This is a genomic window from Streptomyces eurythermus, assembly GCF_014649115.1.
Classification (GTDB): domain Bacteria; phylum Actinomycetota; class Actinomycetes; order Streptomycetales; family Streptomycetaceae; genus Streptomyces; species Streptomyces eurythermus.
This window is the reverse complement of the sequence record NZ_BMSK01000006.1, coordinates 404,049-427,520: the sequence shown is the minus strand read 5'-3', so window position 1 is coordinate 427,520 and position 23,472 is coordinate 404,049. Positions and strand designations below refer to the sequence as shown.

The following is a 23,472-nucleotide window of genomic DNA, read 5'->3' as shown; positions in this document are numbered from 1 at the left end:
AATCCACCGGTGTTCCAAGGGCGGTGACCGGTCGGCTGGTTCAGGTCAATCACCCCGATCTCCTTGACGGTTGATTGACCATCTCTTTACTTTCGAGTCTTCGGTAAAGGCAGCGCGGCCGCTCGTGGACCCGGTGTCGTACGACGAGGTGACCCGCGAGGCGGTCCGGAAGAACAGGAGACCCGATGGTCAGCACGCCCGGCCCGCCGGTCGCAGCGCACCCGTTCGACGCCGTCGTCGTAGGCGCCGGGCTTTCCGGCCTCTACCAGCTCCACCGGCTGCGGCGGCTCGGCCTGTCGACGGTGGTCCTGGAAGCCGGTGACGACATCGGCGGCACCTGGTACTGGAACCGCTATCCCGGAGCCCGCTGCGACATCGAGAGCATGTCCTACTCCTATTCCTTCTCCCCGGAACTGGACCAGGAGTGGGAGTGGAGCGAGCGTTACGCCTCCCAGCCGGAGATCCTGCGCTACATCCACCACGTCGCCGACCGTTTCGGCCTGCGCGGGGACGTCATCCTGCGCACCCGGGTCACCCGCGCCGTGTACGACCAGGACAGTCACCTCTGGCGGCTCTCCACGGACACCGGACGGACCGTCACCGCGCGGTTCGTCATCCTGGCGACGGGCTGCATGTCGGTCCCCAAGGATCCCGGGATACCCGGCGCCGACAGCTTCGCGGGCGCCGTCCACCACACTGCCCGGTGGCCGCGCGAGGACATCTCCTTCGCCGGCAAGCGGGTCGCCGTGATCGGTACCGGGTGCTCAGGCGTCCAGGCCATCCCCGTCATCGCCGACGAGGCGGCTTCCCTCACCGTCTTCCAGCGCACCCCGGCCTACGTGCTGCCGGCGCACAACCGCCCGCTGCCGTCCGCGGAGACCGCACGGTTCAAGGCCCGCTACCCCGAGTTCCGGCGCGCCCAGCGGCTGTCCCGGGGCGGAACCGTCTTCGAACCGCCCACCCGGTCGGCCCTGGAGGCGGACGAGACCGAACGCACGGCCGCCTACGAAGCCGCCTGGAACACGGGCTTCCTGAACGGACTGCTGCGCACCTACACCGACATCCTGACCGACGAGAAGGCCAACGAGACCGTGGCGGAGTTCGTCCGTGCCAAGATCCGGTCGATCGTCACCGACCCCGCGACGGCCGAACTGCTCTCCCCGCGCACCTACCCGTTCGCGACCAAGCGCCCCTGCCTGGGCACCGATTACTACGCCACCTACAACCGGCCGCACGTGACGCTGGTCGACCTGCGCACGACCCCGATCGAGACGATCACCCCCCGGGGCATCCGGACCTCGGACGGGGAGCACGCCCTGGACGTGATCGTCTTCGCCACCGGCTTCGACGCCCTGACCGGCTCCCAGCTCGCCATCGACATCGTGGGCAAGGGCGGCGTGACCCTCCGGGACAGGTGGGCGCAGGGTCCCCGGAGCCATCTGGGACTCGTCTCGGCCGGCTTCCCCAACCTCTTCACCGTCCTGGGGCCGCTCAGCCCGTCCGTGCTCACCAACATCGCGGTGTCCCTGGAACAGCAGGTCGAGTGGATCACCGACTGCATCGCCCACCTGCGGCGCAACGGCGTCACGGAGATCGACGCCCTCCCGGACGCGGAGGCGGACTGGGGCGTCCACGTGGCCGGGGTCGCCGACCGTACGCTCTATCCGGCGGTGGACTCCTGGTACACGGGAGCGAACGTCCCGGGCAAACCCCGGGTGTTCCTCGCCTACGCGGGCGGGCTCGACCGGTACCGGGAGGAGTGCGACGCCGTCGCCCGCGACGGCTACACCGGCTTCGCCCTCTCTTCCCGCCCCTGAGGGCAACGGCCGTTGCCACGGCGGCGCGCCTGACCCGTTCGGCCGACGGCGCATCCGTCAGGTGCGGCGGAGCGGGAAGGGAGACGGGTGCACGGCACCGGCCACCGCATCCAGGGAGCACCATGCAGACGTTCCTGCCCGACTCCGACTTCCGGCGCTCCGCCCTGCTCCTGGACCGCCGCCGCCTGGGCAAGCAGCGGGTCGAGGCGCTCCAGGTCCTGCGCGGGCTGACCGTGCCCGGCTACGGCTGGCGCAGGCACCCGGCCGTGCGGATGTGGAGCGGCTACGAGGAGGCCCTGGTCCGCTACGGGCTGGAGATCTGCCGGGTGTGGCGGGAACAGGGACACCAGGACAGCTGCGCCGCCTCACTGGTCGCCGACTACGCCGGCACCCATCCCGGCGCTCACGTACGCGACCAGGCCGCGCTCGCCCGCGCGGGGGAACTGCCGCCATGGCTCGGCGACGCCGCCTTCCACCGCAGCCACCAGTCCGCGCTCGTCCGCAAGGACCCGGAGACCTACGCGGACCTCTTCCCCGGCGTCCCCGACGACCTCCCCTACGTGTGGCCGTCCTCCGACCGCGGGGCCGACGGGACGGCCGGCATCCCGCCGGGCCCGTCGGCGCCGTAGTGGCTTGCCGGAGTGGGCGGTTCCCACCGGGGCGTCCGGCGGGCCCACGAGAGCGGGGCGCGCCGCGGGACTTCGGTCTTCTACGGGCGGGTCGGCGCGAGCCCGCGACCGGTGTGTGTCCGGCAGTAGTCGTCGCGGACCGTCCGGTAGCCGGGGATGCGGACAGCGCTCAGCAGTCGCGCCCATCGCGCGGCGTTCGTCTCGATCCCGCGGGCGACGCGGTCACGGGCGGCCTGGTCGGGGGCGTCGACGAGTTGCCGGGCGTGCTCCCACGCCTGGGCGCGCCAGGATCGGAACAGTTCCCGGCCGGTGAGGCCGGCGATGGGGTTCCAGCGGTCGTCGGCGAGGGCGACGAGCAGGTCGTAGCGGTCGGCGACGTCCTGGACGGCGGGGCCGTAGGCACGGTCCAGGACCGCCTGGAAGCGGTCGTAGTCGGGCTTGCGCGTGCCCCCTCCGGGACGGGTGAGTCCGAGGGCGGCGAGGACGTACGGCATGTCGCGCTGGATGTGCGCGTTGGCTCCCAGGAGCACGTCCTGCCCGGCGTTGACATCGGCGGTGCGCGCCGCCGCGAACGCCGCGTGCCAGGCGGCCGGTACGGGGCGTCCCGCGCGGTCGGCCTCGTAGGCGTCGAGATACAGGTTGACGAAGCCGGTGTTGAGGCTGCCGGCGAGCCAGGACGGCTCGTCGAACGGTTCGCCGTGGGCGACCGCCGTCTCCAGCGAGCGCTCGAGGTGGACGTAGATGGCGGGGAAGGGGGCGCGGTGGTCGCAGCCCAGCCGGTCCCGGATCCCCTCCAGGGTGCGGCGCGCGTCCTGCACACACCGGATGACCGGCCCCTGGCACACCAGGGGCCCGGCCGTGACCGGGACCGGCGTGGCGGCGGAGGCGGTGCCGCCGCTCAGGGCGATGACGGCCGCCATGGCGACGGCCGTCCACGTACGGATTCCGCGCGGCCGACGGCCCATGGCTCGTCCCTCCCCGTACTGCCGGACGGTGGATGTGTCGCCTGCTGGAACGAGACCGAGGGACGCGAGGTTACGGCCGGCAAGGACGGAGGGGAGCCGACAGCCGGCCCCGCGCGTGCGGGAACCACGCGGCGGGGGAAGGCGCGTCCTGGTGCGGCGGCACGATGGGCGGCGCCTGGGACGGACTGCTGACGCTGCTGGCCCCGGCGGCCCGACGGCGGAGGCCGGCGCGGCTGTTGTCGTCCGAGTCCGCCGGAAGGGACTACTTACGCTTACCGCGCCTGCCGTACCGGATGTCCTGCGACCCACCGTCGGAACGCCGGGGGCCGGGCTCCGCCGGCTGCTTTCCCTGAGGTCAGGCGCGGGCCGCTGCCGCGTTGCACGCCCCCCGAGCGACCCCGGGATCCGTCACGTCTGCCTCCAGCATCATCCGCACGCAGTTGGCGATGGGGGTGGCCCCGCCCTTGGCGCCCTCGTAGCACGCCTTGATGCGGACGTCCGTCAGCCGGTAGTTGTGATCGCGCAGATAGTCGTAGCAGCTCTGGACGCTCTGGACGTTCCGCACCGCCGCGTCGGCCGGGGCCGCGGACGCGATGGAGAAGCCGATCAGGGCCGTCCCGGTGAGGGCTGCCGCGGACAGCATGGAGGTCAAGCGCTTCATGTCATCTCCTGGTCGGGTGTCGCGATGCGCTTCAACGCAAGCCTTCCGTATGGGCGGTATGGCCGGTTGATTCCTTCAGTGCAGCAGCCGTCGACGTCGGCGGCAAGCGCTTCGCGACATCCGGCACCGGGTTGGGCGTGCCGCCGTCGGGACGACGCCGCGCAGGCACCCGGTCAGATCACTCCGAGGAGTCCGTAACCGCCGAGGTGAGTGTTCTCTTTCTGCGGGAAGCCGACGGACGCGGCGGTGATCATGCGGCTGCCCTTGGCGGTGGGGCCGCCGGTGCCGCCGGGGAGGACCCAGACCGCGCCGGTGGAGAAGTTCTCCTCGGCCGCGCTGATGAGGAGTTCGGGCTTGCCGTCCTTGTTGATGTCACCGACGGCCACGGTGCTGCCGAACGCGTCCTCGGACTCATCGGCGTCAGGGATGTTCGCGGTGTTCTGGGTGAAGGCGTAGGCGCCACCGCCCAGGGCCCCCGTCCGGCGGCCGGGGATGACCGTCACCTGCCCGGCGTTCCGCCTGCCCGTGTCCTCCAGCGGCGCGCCGACCACGATGTCCGCCAGCCCGTCCCGGTTCAGATCGGCCACCGTGAGGGCGCCGCCGAATTCGTCGTACTTCTCGCTCGCGCCGGGGACACCGGGCGTGTCCTGGGTCAGTTGCACGGGTTTCGCGTCCCGCGCGATGCCGTGCGCCGAGCCGTACCACAGCAGTACCCGGCCGCCGAGCGCGCCGTCGGCTCCCGTCTTGTCCGGCTCGTCCGGGTCTCCGACGACGAGATCGGCGTATCCGTCGCCGTTGACGTCCCCGGTGGCCGCGATCAGGCCGTTGCCCTTCTGCTGCTCACCCCCGATGACGGGGTCGATGTACACCGACCCGCCGCTCAGTTCGCTCAGCCGGACGGTGACGACCACCTCCTCGGGGAAGCCCCCTCGGTTGAAATCACCCAGCGCGACGCTTCCGACGCTGGCCGTCTCCCGGTTCTCCAGGGCTCGGCCGTAGGTGCCCTTGCTGCTGAACGGCCCGGTGAAGCTCATCGCCCCCTCGTACCCGGCGACGAGCACCTCTGTCCTCTCGCCCGGGCCGCTGCTCAGCGCGGCCACGTCGAGGCCGTAGTAGCTGCCCGCGGTGGTCGCCGGCAGGTCGGTGCCGGAGGTCAGCCCCTTCTTGCCGCCCCACAGGACCGTCACCATGCCGGCGTCCCTGCCCCTCGGGGTGTCCTCGTAGGGGGTGGAGACCACCAGGTCCGCGTAGCCGTCCCGGTTCAGGTCGGCCGTCGCGGTGGCGGCACCGAACCCGTCGTCCGTCTCCGCCGCGCCCGGCACCCCCGCGGTGTTCTGCGTGATGGTCGCCCGCCGGGACGTCGACAGCCCCGACTTCGAGCCGTAGAGCACGACCACGGCGCCGGCTCCCGCCTTACCGGCGACGTTCGCCCCGGGCGCGGGCAACACGGCGTCGCGGTAACCATCGCCGTTGAAATCTCCGGGCACCGCCCCGTGCACGGCCGCCGCGGGCGTGGCCGACAGCAGCGGAGCGCCCATGACGGCGGCGATCAGGAGCGCCCCCGATCTCCAACCGCCGCGCCAGTGATATCTGTTCACCATGAACCGGATCCCCTCCCACACGGCGCACCTGGCGTGCGCCGCAGTCAGGGCATCGTAGGGCCCACGCGCGTAGCGGCCCGCAACGGCCCCCGGCCGGCGCCGTCCATCCAGCGGAGCCTCATTCGTTCCGGATGTGCCGGGCCTCGGCCACGAGTTCGGCAGGCAGCGCGGGACCGGCACACGCGTGGTCGATCAGCAGGTTCCGGTACGAGTCGTTCGGTATTTCCCGGGCCAGTTCGACGAGTTCGCGCAGATCGGTGACCGAGCCGGTCAGCCGTGCACGGTAGGCGGCCCCGGCCGCGCGCAGGGAGAGCTCAGCCGGCTCGTGCCGCAGGCCCTGATCGACCAGCCGGACCGCGGAGGTGAAGTCGCCCCGCTCCGCATGCACATCGGCCAGATCGAGACAGAGCGACCAGTTGGCCGGTTCCAGGGCGAGAGCGCGCTCGAACGCCGCCACGGTCTGCTGATAGTCACCCACCTTGCGCCACGTGCCCGCTCGCACGACTTCCGTCAGCATGATCCGTTCGACGGAGTCCGCCTGGTCGCACAGGGCGAACGAGGCATCGGTGAGACCGCATGCCCGCAGCAGGATCGCCATCTTGGCCAACGCCTCCGGCAACGGCTCGCGGGCAGACACCACGTCGACGGCTTGGAACCAGGGCCGAAAGCGTTCCCGCATGGTTTCGGTGTCCAGATCATGGCCGTAGTCCATCGTCCGCATCGCGGCCTCGGCCAGCGCGTCGGCACTCACCGCACCGAGGAATCGTTCGTCGCTGAACCAGGGGGCGTCGGCCCAGGCGATGTCGGGTCGCACACCCGTGACCGATCCCATCGCCAGCGCCGCGCCGTCCATGTCGCCCCGAAGGAAGTTGACGTACGACTGCGCCAGTACGGTCCTCAAGGAGCCGGCCCCCTGGACGGCCTCGGCCAGCTCCGACGGCTTGTCCCTCCACAACTCGGCAAGAGCCGCGTACGGTTCGGGGTTCTCAGGTGCGGAGGCCATGGCACCCGCCAGATAATGCACGGCTGCCGACGGACTGCCCCCGCAGTGCGCCATCACCCGATGCGCTCGGGCATCGCTCACGCCCGGACACTTCAGAGGTCGCACTTCTGACCTATATACAGAAAGAAGCGGACTGGACACGAAAGGTAGTCACATTCCGGTCCTGCCCGGCTTGTTCGTGCGGAAGGATTGTCCTTGCCCTTCATGGCACCGGGCCGCACCAGGCCCCCGTAGCGGCTTCCCGTGGGCCGCTGGAAGGAGGAACGAAATGGACGACCAGGAAGTGACGGGTGAGGAGTACGAGTCCCCGATGATGGTGGAACTCGGGGAGTTCGCCGAGCTGACGAACGGCATCGGTTCCCGGACCTGGGACAGCATCTGGCTGTGGGACTGAGGCCCTGGCCGTGCCGGACACGCACGAGCCGGGCGGTGAGGGCGAGTTCGTCATCCTTCCCGATCGCGACGGCGTCCCCTCCCCCACCGCCCCGGGCACCGGGGTCCTGGCCACTCATCCGTCGGGACGGCCGCTGATCGTCGGCGCGCTCCACGGTGACCGGCTCCTGGTGAGCCGTACCCCTGCGGGAACCGTCGCGGTGCTGGGCTTCTGCCCGGTGGACCGGCGCCTGCTGGAGAGCCGCCTGGCCGGCTCACGGACGCCGGCGGACATGCAGCGGGCCGCGTCGGGGCTCCCCGGCAGCCATCATGTCGTCGTCTCGTCCGGCGGAACGGTCCGCGCCTGGGGCACGTTGGCCCACACCCGACGGCTCTTCCACGACACGAGGTCGCGGGCGGCGAATCGCGCGGACCTCCTGGCCGCCGGCGCCACCGCGCTGGACGAGACCGCACTGGCCCTGCGGCTCCTCCTCCCCGGCGTGCCGCACCCCCTGTCGGAGACGACCGTGTGGCAGGGCGTCCGATCGCTGCCCGGGGACCACTTCCTCGAACTGACCCCGGACGGCAGGACACGCACCGGGCGGCGATGGACCCCGCCCCACCCCGAGTTGACGCGGGCCCAGGCCGCCGTCCTGCTGTGTGAGGCTCTCTCCACCGCCGTGCACGCCCGAGTCGAGACGGGCGGCCCGGTCGTCAGCTGCGACCTGTCCGGCGGACTCGACTCCACCCCGGTCGCCTATCTGGCGTGGCAGCGGGCGACCCGGCTCGTCGCCCTCACCCTCACCGGTCTCACCAGTGAGGACGACGACACGGCAGCGGCGGTGCGGGCCGCTGGTCACATGCCGGGAGCCGACCACAGGCTGATCGGCGCGGACGGACTGCCCCATGCCCTGGAAGGGCTCTTCGACACCCGCCCCCGCCATGACGAGCCGTTCCAGGGCCTGCAGAGCGCGCGCTTCCTGGAACTGGCGCGCCTCGCCCGGTCGGCGGGCTCCCGGCTGCATCTGACGGGCCACGGCGGTGACGAGGTCCTGACAGCGCCGCCGTCCTATGTGCACACGCTGATCCGGCAACACCCCTTGTCGGCCCTCAACCACCTGTCCGGGCAGAGGGGGTTGCGGCGGTGGTCGGTGCGGCAGACCTGGCAGCTGGTCGGCGACCGCCGCTCGTACGGGGCCTGGCTGGCGCACAGCGCCCGGCACCTGCGTTCGCCGATGCCCGGCCAGTGGCGCGTTCCCCCGCCGCTCTGGCACCAGGCCCTGCGGCTCCCTCCGTGGATCACCGCGCCGGCCGCACAGGCGGTCGCGGACGCCCTGTCCGACGCGGCCCGCCATGCCCGGCCGCTGGCCGAGACCCGTACCCAGCACCTGGCCCTGGAGAACATCAGGACGTCCGGCCGGATCGCCCGGCTGGTCGGCCAGCTGACGGCCGAGGCGGGTGTGCGGACCGCCGCGCCCTACCTCGACGACCGTGTGGTGGAGATCTGCCTGGCGACCCGCCCCGAGGAACGCTCCAGTCCCTGGGAGTTCAAACCGCTCCTGCGGGAGGCCCTGGCCCGGACCGTGCCCCACGGAATGCTCCAGCGTTCCACGAAGAACGACATGGCCGAGGACGTCCACACCGGCCTGCGCGGTCAGCGTCGGAGGCTCGCGGCGCTGTGCGACGACTCGCGGCTGGCCCGGATGGGACTGATCGACGCCGGGGAACTGCGACAGGCGTGCCTGGCCCCGCAGCGGCCGGGTCCCCTGCCGGCCGCCCTCATCCTGACGCTGAACTGCGAATCCTGGCTGCGTGGCCGTGTGTCGCCCACGCCTCGCGGCACCGTGACCGGCGGTCCCGGCCCATGACACACCTACCGGAGGAACAACGTGAGGAAAGCGAGAGGTGCGGCCCTGGCGCGGCCCGGTGATCAGCCGCCCCTGACCCCGGGACGGCATCTGTGCGCGGTACTGGCCGTCGGCGCGGCACGCCTCCTGACACGCCGGCCGCCCCACGACGTGCGGCGCGTGCTGACCCGCTTGGCCAAGGGAGCGAGACCGGCGACCTACGGCGAGGCGGAGGCCGCGCGAGCGGCGGTGCTCAGGGTGAGCGTCATGTGCGCCGGTGACGGCTGTCTCCAGCGGTCCGTGGCCATCGCCCTGCTGTGCCGTGCGCGGGGCGCGTGGCCGACGTGGCGGGTCGGGGTCCGTACGATGCCTTTCCGCGCGCACGCCTGGGTGGAGGCGGAGGGGACCGCGGTCGGGGAAAGCACGGACACCACCCTGTGGCGGCCGCTGATCACGGTCGAAAGCCGCTCCGGGGCCGGGGAAGGCCGTTGATGACACGCAGAGCACGACTGCACCCGCACGTGACGACCGTCGCGACCGACGACGGGCTGGTCCTGCTGGACGAGCGCGGCGGACGGTACTGGCAGCTGAACACCACCGCGGCGGCGATCCTGGAGCACCTCGCGCGGGGGTCGGACCCCCGCACGACCGCGGAGCATCTGGTGTCCCGTTACGGCATCGGACGCGAACAGGCGGAATCCGACGTCCGCACCTTCCTCGAACGACTCCGCTCCGCCGGCCTCCTGGACTCCGCCCCGGACACCGGCCGGCCCACCGGATAACGGCGCCCCGGGCCGAGCCCCCAAGCCCGGCCGGCCTCATTCAGCGGGCCACTCGTCACCTCGTACCCGGGCATGAAGATGCTCGTCGTGCCACCCGTCCGCGTGCAGGAGGGCACGACGCATAGTGCCTTCCAAGGCGAAGCCGGTCCTCGTGGCCACCCGGCAGGACGCCGGGTTGGCCACGGAGTGGGTGAGGCGCAGCCGGTGCAGGCCCAGGTCGTCCATGGCCCACCGGCTGAGACGCACGACGGCGTCGGTCATGACGCCGCCGCCACGGCCGGCCGGCAGCAGCCAGTACAGGATCTCGGCGCTTCCGCCCCGGAGATCGACGTCCCCCCAACCGATCAACCCCATGGGTCGCTCACCAGGGCGCGCGATGGCCCAGATCGCCGCCTGCTCGGACGTCCATCGCTCATGCCAGCGTGCGATCCTCGCTCGGGCGTCCTGAAGGGAGACGTCACGCCCCGGCCGGCTCCACTGCTGAATGTCCGGATCGAGACTGGCATCCACGAGGGTCTGGGCATCGTCTTGCCGCCATGGACGCAGTTCCACATCCCCTGCGAGCCGGAACACGGGTTGTCCGCCCCGGCTCATCCGGCCCGCGGGCACCACGGCAGGTGTCGAAGAGATCATCGGGGCATCATGCCACCGGGGACCTGTCGCTCAGCGGCCCTCCGGGGACCGCCCGTTGGCGAGGGGGGCGTGGGGGCCGGGGGAAGGGTGGACGGGAAGGCGGGGTCGGGGAAGATGGGCGGGTCAAGGGTTTTTGTCAGTGAGGAGTGTCCGCGCAGATGGCTGCCTCCGTCTCCGGTCCGAAGCCGCCGACGATCGCGGATGTCGCTCGCGTCGCCGGGGTTTCGCGTACGACCGTGTCCCATGCGCTCAATGGGCTCGGCAAGGTCGACCCCCGGACGAGGGAGCGCATCCGGCAGGTCGCGGCCGATCTCGGTTACCGGCCCAACCTCCGGGCACAGCGGCTGCGGCGCGGGCAGGCGAAGGTGATCGCGCTCGCCTCCTCGATGCCGTTCGCGGTGGCGGGCGGGCCGTCCCGGCTCGGGTTCTACATGGAGGTCGCGGCGGCCGCCGCGGAGCGCGCCCTGCTGCACGACTACGCGCTCGTGCTCGTACCGCCCGTGCAATCGGGCTCGGCGCTGTACTCCGTCGACATCGACGGGGCCATCGTGGTCGAGCCGGACGTCGAGGACGCGGCGGCGGCCCAGCTGCGTGAGCGCGGGCTGCCGTACGTGGCGCTCGGCCGGCCGGTGTCGCCCGAGGAGGACACCCCGTACGTCGATCTGCGCGGCCGGCTGGTCGCGGAGCTGCTGCTGCGGCACCTGCGCGAGCAGGGCGCCGTCCGGCCGGCGCTGATCGTGGGCGCCGGTGCGCGGCACTCGTCCGTGGACGCGATCGCCGCGTACGAGCGGCTCGCCGAGGAGTACGGCTGGACACCGATCCTGGCGCGGGCCGCCGAGTCCGGCGGAGAGCGGGCGGGATACGAGCGGTGCGCCGCCCTGCTCGCCGAGCATCCCGGCATCGACGCGGTCTGCGCGCTGGTGGATGCCTTCGCGGTGGGTGCGGTCCGGGCGATCCGGGACAGCGGGCGGTCCGTACCGGACGACGTCATGGTGGTGACCCGCTACGACGGCCTGCGTGCCCGCACCTGCGAACCGCCGCTCACGGCGGTCGATCTGCACCTGGACCGGGCGGCGTCCGACGCGGTGGAGCTGCTGCTGGGGCGGCTGCGCGGGGACACCGCCGTACCGTCGGTGGCGGTGCCCCCCGAACCGCGGGTGATCGCCCGGGCGTCGTCCGTCCGGGCCGCCCGGACCTGAAGCCCGGACCGGTCCGGGGCGCCGTCAGGCCCCGAGCACCAGGACGAGCCCGGAGACCAGTGCGAAGACGAGGACGAACAGGCGCATCCTGCGTGCGTCCAGCCGGTGGTGCACCAGCCGGCTGAGCCACGCGCCGGCGGCGGTCGCCGGCAGCAGCAGGGCGGCCTGGCCGAGCTCCGCCGCCTGCGCCTTCCCGGTTCCGAACAGCAGCGCCAGGGAGGCGACTTCGCCGACGAGGAAGCACGCGGCGACGGTGGAGCGCAGTTCGGCGGGCGGCCGGTGCTGGTAGACCAGCGCGAGCGGAGGCCCGCCGACACCGGTCGCGGTCTCCGTCAGTCCGGTCACCGCGCCCGCTCCGACGTAGGCGGCCCGGCCGGGGGTGAACACGGGCGCGGCCAGGCTCACGACGGCCGCGAGCACGGTGGAGACGCCCACGAACACACCGAGGCCGCGTTCGGGGACCATCCAGAGCACCGCCAGCCCGGCCGGGGTGGCGGCGAGCCTCGCCCCGGTGATCCAGCCCGCGCCGCGCAGATCGAGCGATGCCCTCTCGCGCCAGGCGACGTACAGGTTGAGCGGGATCATCGACGCCAGGACGAAGACCGGGACCAGGTGGGGATCGAGCATCCCGGCCACCGGCGCGACGATGAGTGCGAAGCCGAGCCCGCTGCTGCCCTGGACGAACGCGGCCACGGCCACCGTGAGGGCGAGGACCGTGAGCGTCTGGACCGTCACCGCGCCGCCCCCCGCGCCCGGCGCAGTGCCCGCGCCTCGGTGGAGGTGCGGTGCGCCCGGGTGATGTCCGCCTTGCCGACGGTGGCACGGGCCAGTTCCGCGGCGCGCCGCACCAGCGCGGCCCCGTCCCAGTCGGCCGGCCGGCCGTGCCACACGCGCAGCCGCCCGGCGACGAAGACGGCCGTGATCTGGTCCCGGTTGCCGCGCCGTACCAGCTCCCAGGGCAGGTCCCAGGAGAGGGCCAGCTCCGGGGTGCCGATGTCGACGAGGAGGAAGTCCGCCGCCAGGCCCCGGGCGACGGTGCCGGTGCGGGCGCCGAGGCCGACGGCGTCGGCGCCTCCCCGGGTGGCGGTCTCCAGCCATGTCCAGCCGGCGCCGCAGGAGGAGTCGCCGGTGCTCAGCCCGTACGCCAGCCGCTGGGCGAACTCGGCGGCCTCCGCGAGCCGGAAGCCGTCGCCGCGGGTGCCGTCGGTGCCGAGGCCGAAGCGGATGCCTCGCTCGGCCATGGCGGTCGCGGGCGCCACCGCGTTGCCCTTCCACGCGCTGGCGACGGGGTTGTAGCTGACGGCGGTGCCCGTGTCGGCGAGGAGGGTCAGCTCGTGCGGGGTGAGGAGCGCGGCGTGCGCGGCGAGCAGCTGGGGGCCGAGCGCGCCGATGCGGTGCAGGTGCTCCAGGGGCCGCAGTCCGTGCCGTACCAGGGAGCGTTCCACGCCGGCCAGGTGCTCGTTCACATGGATCTGTACGACCGCGCCGGACTCGGCGGCCAGGCGGGCGGTGGCGCGCAGGGTGCGTTCGGTGGCCGCCTCGGGGATGGAGAGGGCGAGGGAGGCGTGGACGAGCGGGTCGCCGGCGTAACGGGCGAGGTGCTTCTCCGCGCTCCGCAGCACGGCCGGGTCCTCCGCCGGGGCACCGCCGCCGCTCTTCTCGTCGTTCGCGTCGTTCGCGTCGTCGCAGACGAGTCCCAGTACGCAGCGGATCCCGGCGTCGCGCGCGGCCGACGCCACCACGTCGACGTCCACGCCGGCGCGGGTGCCGGCGTCGGCGACGGTGGTGAAGCCCCCGCGCAGTGCTTCGAGGGCGGCCAGCTTGGCCGCGGTGTAGGCCGACTCCTCGTCCAGCGCGCCTTCCAGCGGCACCCACACCCGGCGGAAGATCTCCGAGGGTTCCCCGAAGGCGAGCGCGGCGCCGAAGCTCTGGGTGAGGTGGTGGTGGGCGTCGACGAAGCCGGGCATCAGCAGCCGGCCGGGCAGTCGCACGGCCCGCGATCTCGGATGGGCGCGCTCCAGTTCGTCCGCCGGTCCGACGGCCTCGAAGCAGCCGTCGTCGATCACGACGGCAAGGTCGTCGACGGGGCCTTCCGGCAGCAGGACCACGTCCGGTACGAGGAGGAGCGGACCGGGGCCGGTGAGGAGTTCGCGCTCGGGCTGGTTCATCGGTCGCCTTCCGTGCGTACGACGGTCAGCCGGGCGGCGATGCCCGGCCTGATGTGGTGGAAGAGGATGTTGAGGACGGCGGCGACGAACGCGCCGACCGCGACGCCGCTGTCCAGGAGGATGCGGACGCTCGGCGGGAAGTGGCCGTACACGCCGGGCACGAGGATCGGCAGCAGCCCCAGCGCCAGGGCGACCGCGCAGATGAAGGTGCTGGTGTGCCGGTCGAGGTCGGAGCGGCCGAGCGTCTGGATGCCGAGCACGGTGACGACGGCGAAGACGACCATGGCGGTGCCGCCGACGACCGCGGACGGGATGACGCTGATCGCGCGGGTGACGGGGGCGAGGAAACCGATGACGACGAGGACGACGCCGGCCGCGGCGGTGACGAACCGGCTGCGGACGCCGGTGACGCGGACGATCCCGATGTTCTCCCCGCTGGTGACCATGAGCGGCAGTCCGAAGAACGCGCCGAGGAGTGAGGTGAGCGCGTCACCGCGGACGGTCTTCGGCACGTCGGTGCGACGGTCGATCTTCTTGCCGACGGCCTCGGCGTTGATGACCGTCTGGCCGGTGGCCTCCGCCATGGAGGCCAGGCTGTAGAGCAGCAGCGGCAGCGCGGCGACGAGATGGAACACGGGTGAGCCGAAGGGCGCCGGCCGCGGCAGGCTGACCAGCCCGCCGCCGCCGGCACCGCTCGCGTCGATCGCGCCGGTCACGGCGGCGAGCGCGGCACCGGCTAGCAGGCCGAGCATCACGGCGAGCTGCCGCAGGACGCCGGTGAAGAGCAGGTGGAAGACGACGGTGAACCCGATCGTCGCCATGCCGAGACCGAGGTTGACGGGGTCGGCGAAGCCGGGCGTGCCGGGTTGTCCGGTGACGAGCACCGCGCCGACCTTCACCAGGTTGACCCCGACGATGACGATCATGGTGCCGATGACGAGGGCGGGGAAGAACCTGAGCAGCCGGGTGAAGACCGGCAGGACGACGAGGGAGAACAGCGCCGTCAGGATCACCGAGCCGGTGGCGGTGGGCAGGCCGTGCTGTTCGGCGATCGCGAGGAAGAGGATGAGCGGCGCGCCGCCCGGCAGCATCATGAACGGCAGCCGCGGCCCGACCTTCCACGGTCCTAGCGACTGGATCAGCGATCCGATGCCGGACAGTACGAAGGCCGCGGAGAGCAGGTCGACGGTCAGCTCGCTGCCGAGCCGGAGGGTGGCGCTCATCAGGAAGATCGCCGAGATGGGGGTGGCGGCCATGACCAGGACGTGCTGGATGCCGAAGAGCAGGATCCGGCCCAGAGGTCGCGCCTCGTCCACGGGGTGGGTCCCGGGCCGGGTGGCGTCACCGGCCGAGGAGCGGGTGACGTCACCGGCCGAGGAGTGGCGGTCGTCACCGGCCGGGCAGCCGGTTTGGTCGGCGCCGGCGTCCACGGGAGGGTGGGCGCCGGGGGGATGGGCATCGGTGGGATCGGTAACCGGGGTCATGGCGGGGGCCGGGGCTGGGGTCCGGCCGGGGGCGGGCGGTTGGCCGACGCCGGGACGGCGGCTCTGGCGGGGACTGGACACGTTCGGGCTCCGTTCGGTCGTACGACACGCTCGGATTTCAGCCGCGATCCGGCCCCGGACGGTGAGCCAAATCGATTTGGCCATCGATTCGGCCGTCAGTATGTGAGCCCGTCGATCCGCCGTCAAGGGTGGCCGCACCGGCCGACTCGCCCCGGCGACGCCGCAGTTCGGCCGGCGTCAGCCGCCGGGGCGGCACAGCGAAGCGGCTCCTGCCTCGGCAGGAGCCGCTTCGCTGTCGAGCCGGCCTTCGCCTGGACGGCCCGAAGCCGCCAGGAGGCCCGCGCCGGCTCGTCCGTCCGGCCGGCTCCGGCTATCCGCCTCGGGAAGCGTCCGGCCCGGGACGCCCCCGGCACCTGGTTTTGGAACGGTCGGTCAGGAAGGCCGGGGTCCCGCGGCGCGCCGGAGCCGGTTGGCGATCGCGAGTCCCAGTCCCTCCTCCGCCGGCAGGGACGCCACGATGAGGTCGCACCCCCGCTGGTCGAGCTCGCGCAGGAGCCCGTACAGCCCGCGCGCGTAGTCGGCCATCGAATCGGGGACGGTCTCCACGACGTGCGTCTTCACCGAGGCACCGGCGAACGGGGCGGGAAGCAGGACACCCACCCGGTGTCCCAGCTCCTGCGCCTGCTCCGCCTCGGCGACGACCTTCTCCGGCTCGACGAGGACGACCCGCGCCCGCGGCGCGTAGTGCGACGGGTGCTGGCCGGGCACCCGGACCTGGCTCGTGGCGGGGACGGCGACCGGGCGCCCCAGCACCGCTTCGAGGTCCTCACGGGTCACTCCGCCGGGCCGGAGGATGGCCGGGACCTCGCCCGTGGCGTCGACGATGGTCGACTCGACGCCGACCTCGCAGGGGCCGCCGTCGAGCACGAAGTCGACGCCCTCACCGAGCTCCGCGCGGACGTGGTGCGCCGTGGTGGGGCTGACCGAGCCGAAGCGGTTGGCGGACGGAGCCGTGACACCGCCGCCGAAGGCCGCCAGCAGCGCGAGTGCCACCGGGTGGTCGGGCACGCGCACGGCCACCGTCTCCAGGCCGCCGGTCGCTTCCAGGGGCACCCGCCGGCCGCGCCGCAGGACCAGGGTGAGGGGACCCGGCCAGAAGTGCTCGGCCAGCAGGCGCGCCGTCGCGGGCACCTCTTCGACCCACTCGTCCAGATGTTCCGCGCCACCGATGTGGACGATCAGCGGGTGGGTGGGCGGGCGCCCCTTGACCTGGAAGATGCGCGAGACGGCGGCGGGGTCTTCGGCGTTGGCGCCCAGACCGTAGACGGTCTCCGTCGGGAGGGCCACCAGGCCCCCGGCGCGCAGCACCTCGGCCGCCTTCTCGATGTCACTGGTTGTTGCCTTCACGCCGGCAATTCTCTCACCGCTCCGCCGGGCCCCGGCCGACGGCACCGCGCGACCCCCTGTCTCGGCATGTCCGGGTCACGCGGGGCCTGCGGCTCCGCCGGGGCGGTCTCCGTGCGGAGCGAGTACTCAGAAGGGCTTGGTCGGCAGGTACTTGCCGTCCAGGGTGATGACCGCGCGCTCGCCGCCCTCGGGGTCGGCGACCTTCTTCACGTCCAGCTTGAAGTTGATCGCGGAGATGATGCCGTCACCGAACTGCTCGTGGACGAGTGCCTTCAGGGTGGTGCCGTAGACCTGGAGCATCTCGTAGAAGCGGTAGATCGTCGGGTCGGTGGGGATGCCGCCGGGGATGGAGCCGCGGGTGGGGATGGTCTGCAGGAGCATCACCGCCTCCTCGTCCAGGTCCAGCAGCTTCGCGACGGCCTTGGCCGGCTCTTCCGGCAGGGCGTGCTGGCCGAGCAGGGCGGCGGTGGTGAAGGCCACCGACAGACCCGAGGCCTCGGCGATCCGCTCCCAGGACAGGTTCTTGCGCGTCTTGGCCTCGACCGCCTTCACGGCGAGGGCCTGACGGGCGGCGGGGTCGAACTGGGCGTGCACCATGGGAATCACATTCCTTACGGGTTCGTCGCGGGGAGTCCGCGAGAAGGGGAGGTCAGGACGCCAGGGCGGTCGGGTGACCGGTGGGGGTGAGGACGTCGACACGGCCGGTGGGGATGTCGTAGACCCAGCCGTGCGGGGTGAGCGTCCGCTGCGCCAGGGCGCGGGCGACCGAGGGGTGGGTGGCCAGGTCGGCCAGTTGCGCGAGCACGTTGTGCCGTACCAGCGCGTCGACGTCGCCGGCCCGGGTCGCACGGGCCTGGGAGGCGTCGGCATGCCGCAGCCGGCCGGCGACCGCCTGGGTGCCGGACAGGTCGTGGCGCCGGGCGAGGGCGGTCATCGCGCCGCACGCCGAACGACCGCACACCACGACGTCCCGGACACCCAGGACCGCGACGGCGTACTCGACGTACTCGACGCTCGCCGCGACCCCGTCCGGACAGGGGCCGTGGGCGGAGGTTGCCGGCGGTGCGGACGACGAACAGCTCGCCCGGTTCACTGCCGGTGATCAGCTCCGGGACGACACGGGCGTCCGAGCAGCTGATGAACAGGGTGTGCGGGCTGTGCTGACCGGCCAAGCGGGCGAAGAGGCCCCTCCTCGGCCGGGAAGACGTCCCGCTGGAACCGCGCGACGCCCTCGGCGAGATCATGCACGGGGTCACTTCCCTTCGCCTCGGGTCACTCCCTCGGACGGGATCGCCGCCCCTGTCGGGCTGGCGCATCCCACCCTGCACGACCGGCAGCTATAGCGTCCAAGACTTGCTGGACCTAGCCCCTATAGTCGTCACCTATAGTCGCGGTATGGCCCTGGAACTGCGTCATCTGCGCTATCTGCTCGCCGTGGTGGAGAACGGCACCTTCACCCGCGCCGCCGAAGAGCTGCACGTCTCCCAGCCCACGCTCTCCCAGCAGATCAAGCAGCTCGAGCGGTTGCTGGGTGCGCAGCTGCTGGACCGCACCGGCCGTAGCGTGCGCCTGACGGACGCCGGCGAGGCGTACGCCCACCACGCCCGCCGTGCCCTGCGCGACCTCGCCGCCGCCGAGCGGGCCGTCCACGACGTGCGGGACCTCACCCGCGGCCATCTGCGCCTCGCCGTCACCCCCACCTTCACCGCGTACCTCACCGGCCCGCTCGCCGCCGAGCTCCACAGCCGCCACCCCGGCATCACCCTGACCCTGCGGGAGATGACCCAGGACCGCATCGAGGCCGGTCTGCTCGCCGACGAGATCGACCTCGGCATCGCCTTCACCGGAACCCACCTGCCCGGCATCACCGCCACCGAACTGTTCACCGAGGCCCTCACCCTGGTCACCAGCGCCCGTCATGGCGCCGACGATCACCGCGCACTGCCCGTGGAGAACCTCACCCGGATGCAACTGGCCCTGCTCACCGGCGACTTCGCCACCCGTACCCACATCGACGACTACTTCGCCCGGCACGGCATCAGCCCCCGCACGGCGGTGGAGGCCAACTCCATCCAGGCCCTCACCGCGATCGTCCAGCGCACCACGCTGGCCACCGTCCTCCCCGACGCCATCGCCCACGACCACCCCCACCTCACCCTCGTCCCCCTCGACCCGCCCCTGCCGGTGCGCACCGTCGCGCTCCTCACCCGCACCGACGCCTACCAGAGCGCCGCCGCGCGCGCCTTCACCGACCTCACCCACGATCTCGTCCGCACGCGCGGGTGAGGTCCATGGCCGACGGGGTGATTCCGGCGGGTGTCGGGGCGGGGTCACCGGGCCTGGTCACGGGTGGTGGCCGGGGGTGCTTTCCAGGATGGCGGCGTTTCATGCGCCGGCCCGCGGATTCCCTCCTTTCGTGTGCACGCGCCCGGCTTTCCGCGCCGGGGCGGCAGGGGCGTGCCGATAGTGGTCGGGCCGCAGGGCCGGGATCCGCCGGCGTCCGCCGGGCGGCTCTTCAACGCTCCCGACAGCCCTTCGGTCATCCGCCGAACCGCTCTTCCGTCGTAAGGGGACACACCATGCCCACCACCGAGGCGAACGACCGCGTCCAGCTCGTCTTCTCCCTGTTCGACGCCGACGGCAACGGCGTCCTCGAAGCGGACGACTTCGAGCTGATGGGCACGCGGGTCATCGCGGCGGTGCCCGAGGCCGGCGACAGCGCGAAGAGCAGGCTGCTCGACGCCTTCCGCGGCTACTGGCAGACACTCCTCCAGGAACTGGACGCCGACGGTGACGGGCGCGTGAGCCCCGAGGAGTTCGCCGCGGTCGTGCTCGACCCGGAGCGGTTCGACGCCACGGTCGACGAGTTCGCGGACGCCCTCGCCACCATCGGCGACCCGGACGGTGACGGCCTCGTCGAACGCGCGCACTTCACCGCCCTGATGACGGCCATCGGATTCCAGCGCCCCAACATCGACGCCCTGTTCGACGCCTTCCAGCCCGTCGACGGCGACCGCGTCCCCGTGACCACCTGGGCGGACGGCATCCGGGACTACTACCGCCCGGAGAAGTCCGGCATCCCCGGCGACCACCTCACCGCGGGCACCGTCCGATGAGCCTCCCCCAAGTCGCCGCGCCCGCAGGGGAACCGGGCACCGTGCGGCCCGTTGTCGGACTGGCGGTGGGCCGGGGCACCGGGCCCGAGGTCGCGGACGTCTTCGAGCGGGTGCTCGGCGCGTTGACCGCCGGGCTTCCGCACGGCGTGGCGATCGAGCGCTCCCCCCGCCTCTACCACTCGTACCGGTCGCTGCGCGCCGAAGGGGACGTGGCCAGGATCCAGGCGCTGACCGCCGAGGACGCGGACCACTACGAGCGGTTCTGCCGCACCCTGGCCGCGCGGGGCGTCCGGGCGGTCTTCCGCACCGCCGTCAACGCCCAGTCGCTCTACCTTGTCCGGCAGCGGCTGCGCTCCGTGAAGGTCGATCTCCTCACCGGCGCCGGCCGCTCGCTGCTGCTGGTGCGGGACCAGGCCCAGGGGTTCTACACCGGGGACAACCGGCACACGCAGGGCGAGGTCACCCGCACCATGACCTTCAGCCGGGAGATCACCGAGGCCGTGGTCACGTACGCCCTGCGCCGGGCCCGGCGCGAGTGGCCGGACGGACCGCCCGACCGCATCGTCATGGCCTACAAGTTCCACCTGCTGGACGGCGCCCTCGACGCCTGGGTGGCCGGACTCGCGGACCGGCTCGGCATACGCGTCGACCTGTTCCAGCCGGACACGGTCAACCGCGATCTGATCACCCACGGGCTGCCCGAGCGGGCGCTGATCGTCGCCGGGAACGAGTGGGCCGACATCATGCACGTCGTGCTGCTCGACCGGTTCGGTTCCGGCCGGCAGGAGAGCCGGTGCACCGAGAACGTCTGCCTCGATCCCGGGCTGTCCGGCCTGGTCGAGTACCAGACGGTCCACGGATCCGCCGACGACCTGGCGGGCCGGGACCTCGTCAACCCGGTCGCGACGATCCGCGCCGCGGCGCTCGTCGCGGAACGCCACGCCGGATGCCCCGGAGCGGTACGGGCCACCGAGCAGGCCCTGCGCGCCCTGGACGAGCGGGGCGTACGCACCCCGGACCTCGGCGGGCGGCACTCCACCAGCGCCGTGGTCGACGCCCTGCTCTCCCTGCTCGACGCCTCCCGAACCGGCGGGGCCCCGAGAGGCGACGTCCTGGTCGGCGGGTCATGACCAGCGCGGAACCGGACAGGACGGCCCTGCTGGTCGTGGACCTGCAGAACGACTTCTGCGCCGGCCCGGCGGCCCTGGCCCGCTTCGGCAAGGACATGGCCGTGATGGAACGGGCCGTCGCCGGCTGTGTCCGGGCGGTGGCCCGGGCGCGCGAGACGGGCGTGGAGGTGCTCTTCGTACGCTTCGTCGGCGACCCCGAACACCAGGGCCCCGGCTGGCGGTTGCGGGACCGTACGCTCGGCAAGCGGCCCAAGTGCCTGGAGGGCTCATGGGGCGCGCGGTTCCACGCCGTCGTCCCGGCCCCGGGCGAGCGGGTGTTCACCAAACGCGCCTGCTTCGACGCCTTCCTGTCCGACGGCTTCGAGGAGTACCTCGGCGCGCGGGGCGTGAGCCATGTGGTCCTCGCCGGGCTGTACGCGGACGTGTGCGTGGACACCACCGCCCGCACGGCGTTCCAGAAGGGCTTCCACGTGACCGTCCTGACGGACTGCACGGCCGCGCTGCACCTGCCGTACGACGCGGTGCTGAGGTTCATGCGGCTCGTCTACGGCGCCCGGACCATCACCGCGGACGACCCCCGGGCGTGGACCGCACCGGTGTACCGGGCCGAGGAGGAGACGTCCGCGCGGCCGCCGGAGTGAACCCCGCCGTCGCGGCGGGTGTGGGCCGCACGGCCCTGCTGGTGGCCGCGGCCCGGGCCATCGAGACCCATCGTCCCGACGCCCTGGCCCAAGATCCGTTCGCGGAGCACTTCGTGCGCGCAGCGCCGGCCTCGGCCGGCTGGCCGGTCCGCCCGGAACAGGTGCCCGCCGGCGAGGCCGACCCGCTGTGGGGCCGGCTCGGGCGGTACTTCGGCCTGCGCACCCGCGTCCTGGACGACCACCTGCTCCGCGCGGCGCGCCAGGGCGTGCGGCAGGTGGTCCTGCTGGGGGCGGGCCTGGACTGCCGGGCGTTCCGGCTCGACTGGCCGCCGGGCTGTGTGGTCCACGAGGTGGACACCGCCGGGATGCTGACGTTCAAACAAGCGGTGCTCGACCGGGTCGGCGCCGTCCCCACGGCCCGGCGCCGGGTCCTGGCGGCCGATCTCCGGCTCGACTGGTCCGAGGCTCTGCGGGCGGCGGGTTTCCACGCCGCCGCGCCCACCGCGTGGCTCGCCGAGGGGCTGCTGCTCTACCTCCCGGCGGCGGCCGAGCGCCGCCTCGTGGACACGATCGACCGGCTGAGCGCCCCGGGCAGTTCCCTGGCCTACGAGGTGAAACCGGGCGTCGAGGCACCGCGGGTACGGGCCAGTCCGGTCTACGCCGCCGCCCGGCAGCGGGCCGGCATCGACCTGCTCGCCCTGTTCGACGGCGGGCCACGTCCCGACACGGCGGGCGACCTCACCGCGCGCGGCTGGACGGTGACCGCCCGCACGCCGTTCGACTTCACCGCCGTACACGGCCGTGGCCCCCGCCCCGAACCGGACGACGCCTTGGCGGCCAACCGCTGGTGCTTCGCCACCCGTCCCCCACTCCCGCCCGGCCCGGGAACTCGGTAACGGGCGGGCGCGTGGCCGGAATTGGATTGCTGCCGGAAGTCGGCTGTCCTAGGGTGAGGACACTTCGACGAGAAGCTCCCCCGGAAATACGCCGCAGAGCGGGAGCGTCCCACCTCCCCGAGGTGCCGGAGGGGCGGCAGTTGTCTTTGTCGACCCTTCCTTCCTTTCGGAGGCTCCTTCATGAACGTCGGTATCGGCCTGCCCATCGGCGACCCCACCACTCTGCTCACCTGGGCCCGGCGCGCCGACGCCGGTCCTTTCAGCACGCTCGGCCTGCTCGACCGGCTCGTCTACCACAACCCCGAGCCCCTGGTGGCCCTCGCCGTTCTCGCGGGCGCGACCTCCCGCGTCCGGATCCAGACCGAGGTGCTCCTCGCCCCGCTGCGGGACACCGCCCTCCTGGCCAAGCAGGCCGCCACGCTGGACCGGATGACCGGTGGCCGCCTGGTCCTCGGCCTCGGCATCGGCGGCCGGGACGACGATCACCAGGTCACCGGCATCGACAAGCGCACCCGGGGCCGGCGCCTGGACGAACAGATGGCGGTGCTGCGCCGCCTGTGGTCCGGCCGGCCGTACGGCGACGGGGCCGGCCCGATCGGCCCCGCTCCCGCCCGGCCCGGCGGCCCCGAGGTGCTGTTCGGCGGCTTCCAGCCCCCCGCGCTGGAACGCGTCGCACGCTGGGGCGACGGCTTCCTCTCCGCCGCGGCACCGGCCTGGGCGGGCGGCATGTTCGAGACCGTCCGCGCGTTCTGGAAGGAGTACGGCCGCGACGGCGAACCCCGCATGGTCGCACAGGTCAATGTCGCGCTCGGCCCCGACGAGGTCGTCGCCGACGCCCGGGCCGCCATGCACGCCTACTACACCTTCACCGGCATGGCCGACCGCATGGTCGCCGGGCTGCTCACCACACCCTCCGAGATCCGCGCCGCGATCACCGCCTTCGGCGACCTGGGCGCCGACGAGGTCATGCTCTACTGCTACGGCCTCGACCCCGACCAGGTGGACCGCCTCGCCGACGTCGTCTGAGGGCCTGGGACATGCACAGGACCACCACGCGGCCGACCTTGAGAGCACGCCCGGCCGGGGAACCGGCCGGTGCG

Annotated in this window: 23 protein-coding genes and 1 pseudogene; 13 read left to right on the top strand and 11 right to left on the bottom strand. The window is 72.8% G+C overall.

Going from position 1 to position 23,472, the window contains the following annotated elements; translation table 11 throughout:
- Positions 1–185 precede the first annotated feature (185 nt).
- Complete coding sequence (locus IE251_RS14535; RefSeq protein ID WP_189753324.1) at positions 186–1,817, top strand: flavin-containing monooxygenase; 1,632 nt, start codon at positions 186–188, stop codon at positions 1,815–1,817.
- A gap of 122 nt (positions 1,818–1,939) precedes the next feature.
- Positions 1,940–2,446 (top strand): MSMEG_6728 family protein, encoded by a 507-nt coding sequence (locus tag IE251_RS14530; protein WP_189753323.1) that lies wholly within the window; start codon positions 1,940–1,942, stop codon positions 2,444–2,446.
- An 80-nt stretch (positions 2,447–2,526) separates the two neighbouring features.
- Here IE251_RS14530 and IE251_RS14525 read toward each other — a convergent pair whose 3' ends face one another.
- From IE251_RS14525 to IE251_RS14510, 4 genes are all read right to left on the bottom strand, one after another.
- Positions 2,527–3,411 (bottom strand): DUF5995 family protein, encoded by an 885-nt coding sequence (locus tag IE251_RS14525; RefSeq protein ID WP_189753322.1) that lies wholly within the window; start codon positions 3,409–3,411, stop codon positions 2,527–2,529.
- A 355-nt stretch (positions 3,412–3,766) separates the two neighbouring features.
- Positions 3,767–4,072, bottom strand: coding sequence for a hypothetical protein (locus IE251_RS14520; RefSeq protein ID WP_189753321.1), 306 nt, complete (start codon positions 4,070–4,072; stop codon positions 3,767–3,769).
- 173 nt (positions 4,073–4,245) lie between these two features.
- A complete protein-coding gene (locus IE251_RS14515; protein WP_189753320.1) occupies positions 4,246–5,673 on the bottom strand; it encodes an FG-GAP-like repeat-containing protein in 1,428 nt (475 codons plus the stop codon).
- Positions 5,674–5,791: 118 nt separating this feature from the next.
- Positions 5,792–6,676 (bottom strand): tetratricopeptide repeat protein, encoded by an 885-nt coding sequence (locus IE251_RS14510; RefSeq protein ID WP_229896765.1) that lies wholly within the window; start codon positions 6,674–6,676, stop codon positions 5,792–5,794.
- Positions 6,677–6,944: 268 nt separating this feature from the next.
- On the opposite strand from IE251_RS14510, the gene IE251_RS14505 reads away from it, so the two are divergent.
- Genes IE251_RS14505 through IE251_RS14490 form a run of 4 tightly spaced genes read left to right on the top strand, consistent with a single transcriptional unit; the run spans position 6,945 to position 9,677 of the window.
- On the top strand, positions 6,945–7,070 hold the full coding sequence (locus tag IE251_RS14505; protein WP_189753319.1) for a lasso RiPP family leader peptide-containing protein: 126 nt from the start codon (positions 6,945–6,947) through the stop codon (positions 7,068–7,070).
- Positions 7,071–7,080: 10 nt separating this feature from the next.
- Positions 7,081–8,916 carry an asparagine synthase-related protein gene (locus IE251_RS14500; RefSeq protein ID WP_189753318.1) on the top strand — a complete coding sequence of 612 codons (1,836 nt, stop codon included), beginning with the start codon at positions 7,081–7,083 and terminating at the stop codon, positions 8,914–8,916.
- 21 nt (positions 8,917–8,937) lie between these two features.
- Positions 8,938–9,387: a lasso peptide biosynthesis B2 protein gene (locus IE251_RS14495; RefSeq protein WP_307784798.1), complete on the top strand. Its 450-nt coding sequence runs from the start codon at positions 8,938–8,940 to the stop codon at positions 9,385–9,387.
- Positions 9,387–9,677 (top strand): lasso peptide biosynthesis PqqD family chaperone, encoded by a 291-nt coding sequence (locus tag IE251_RS14490; RefSeq protein WP_189753317.1) that lies wholly within the window; start codon positions 9,387–9,389, stop codon positions 9,675–9,677. The genes IE251_RS14495 and IE251_RS14490 overlap by 1 nt, the downstream gene beginning before the upstream one ends.
- 36 nt (positions 9,678–9,713) lie before the next feature.
- On the opposite strand, the gene IE251_RS14485 is transcribed toward IE251_RS14490, so the two are convergent.
- Positions 9,714–10,310, bottom strand: a complete 597-nt coding sequence (locus tag IE251_RS14485) for a GNAT family N-acetyltransferase (protein ID WP_189753316.1) — start codon at positions 10,308–10,310, stop codon at positions 9,714–9,716.
- Positions 10,311–10,468: 158 nt separating this feature from the next.
- On the opposite strand from IE251_RS14485, the gene IE251_RS14480 reads away from it, so the two are divergent.
- Positions 10,469–11,509, top strand: coding sequence for a LacI family DNA-binding transcriptional regulator (locus tag IE251_RS14480; protein ID WP_189753315.1), 1,041 nt, complete (start codon positions 10,469–10,471; stop codon positions 11,507–11,509).
- 24 nt (positions 11,510–11,533) lie between these two features.
- Here IE251_RS14480 and IE251_RS14475 read toward each other — a convergent pair whose 3' ends face one another.
- The 6 genes and pseudogenes from IE251_RS14475 to IE251_RS14450 all read right to left on the bottom strand — a co-directional run bounded on the left by IE251_RS14475 (position 11,534) and on the right by IE251_RS14450 (position 17,837).
- Positions 11,534–12,244, bottom strand: a complete 711-nt coding sequence (locus IE251_RS14475) for a sulfite exporter TauE/SafE family protein (RefSeq protein ID WP_189753314.1) — start codon at positions 12,242–12,244, stop codon at positions 11,534–11,536.
- Complete coding sequence (locus tag IE251_RS14470) at positions 12,241–13,677, bottom strand: amidohydrolase family protein (protein WP_189753313.1); 1,437 nt, start codon at positions 13,675–13,677, stop codon at positions 12,241–12,243. Before IE251_RS14470 ends, IE251_RS14475 begins: the two co-directional genes overlap by 4 nt.
- The gene (locus tag IE251_RS14465; protein ID WP_229896758.1) at positions 13,674–15,107 is read right to left on the bottom strand and encodes a uracil-xanthine permease family protein; all 1,434 of its coding nucleotides are present in this window, start codon (positions 15,105–15,107) and stop codon (positions 13,674–13,676) included. The genes IE251_RS14470 and IE251_RS14465 overlap by 4 nt, the downstream gene beginning before the upstream one ends.
- A gap of 507 nt (positions 15,108–15,614) precedes the next feature.
- Positions 15,615–16,589, bottom strand: a complete 975-nt coding sequence (locus IE251_RS14460; RefSeq protein ID WP_189753311.1) for an L-threonylcarbamoyladenylate synthase — start codon at positions 16,587–16,589, stop codon at positions 15,615–15,617.
- A gap of 126 nt (positions 16,590–16,715) precedes the next feature.
- Positions 16,716–17,186: a cyanase gene (cynS, locus tag IE251_RS14455; protein ID WP_189753310.1), complete on the bottom strand. Its 471-nt coding sequence runs from the start codon at positions 17,184–17,186 to the stop codon at positions 16,716–16,718.
- A 52-nt stretch (positions 17,187–17,238) separates the two neighbouring features.
- Positions 17,239–17,837 (bottom strand): annotated as a pseudogene (locus IE251_RS14450) (carbonic anhydrase).
- A gap of 147 nt (positions 17,838–17,984) precedes the next feature.
- Here IE251_RS14450 and cynR point away from each other — a divergent pair.
- The 6 genes from cynR (at position 17,985) to IE251_RS14420 (ending at position 23,398) form a co-directional block, all read left to right on the top strand.
- Positions 17,985–18,875: a transcriptional regulator CynR gene (gene cynR / locus IE251_RS14445; protein ID WP_189753309.1), complete on the top strand. Its 891-nt coding sequence runs from the start codon at positions 17,985–17,987 to the stop codon at positions 18,873–18,875.
- A gap of 293 nt (positions 18,876–19,168) precedes the next feature.
- Positions 19,169–19,705 carry an EF-hand domain-containing protein gene (locus IE251_RS14440; protein ID WP_189753308.1) on the top strand — a complete coding sequence of 179 codons (537 nt, stop codon included), beginning with the start codon at positions 19,169–19,171 and terminating at the stop codon, positions 19,703–19,705.
- Positions 19,702–20,835, top strand: coding sequence for an isocitrate/isopropylmalate family dehydrogenase (locus IE251_RS14435; protein WP_229896757.1), 1,134 nt, complete (start codon positions 19,702–19,704; stop codon positions 20,833–20,835). Before IE251_RS14440 ends, IE251_RS14435 begins: the two co-directional genes overlap by 4 nt.
- Positions 20,832–21,476, top strand: coding sequence for a cysteine hydrolase family protein (locus tag IE251_RS14430; protein WP_189753307.1), 645 nt, complete (start codon positions 20,832–20,834; stop codon positions 21,474–21,476). The genes IE251_RS14435 and IE251_RS14430 overlap by 4 nt, the downstream gene beginning before the upstream one ends.
- Complete coding sequence (locus IE251_RS14425; protein WP_189753306.1) at positions 21,473–22,372, top strand: class I SAM-dependent methyltransferase; 900 nt, start codon at positions 21,473–21,475, stop codon at positions 22,370–22,372. The genes IE251_RS14430 and IE251_RS14425 overlap by 4 nt, the downstream gene beginning before the upstream one ends.
- A gap of 180 nt (positions 22,373–22,552) precedes the next feature.
- Positions 22,553–23,398, top strand: a complete 846-nt coding sequence (locus IE251_RS14420) for an LLM class flavin-dependent oxidoreductase (RefSeq protein WP_189753305.1) — start codon at positions 22,553–22,555, stop codon at positions 23,396–23,398.
- The last annotated feature ends 74 nt before the right edge of the window (positions 23,399–23,472 follow it).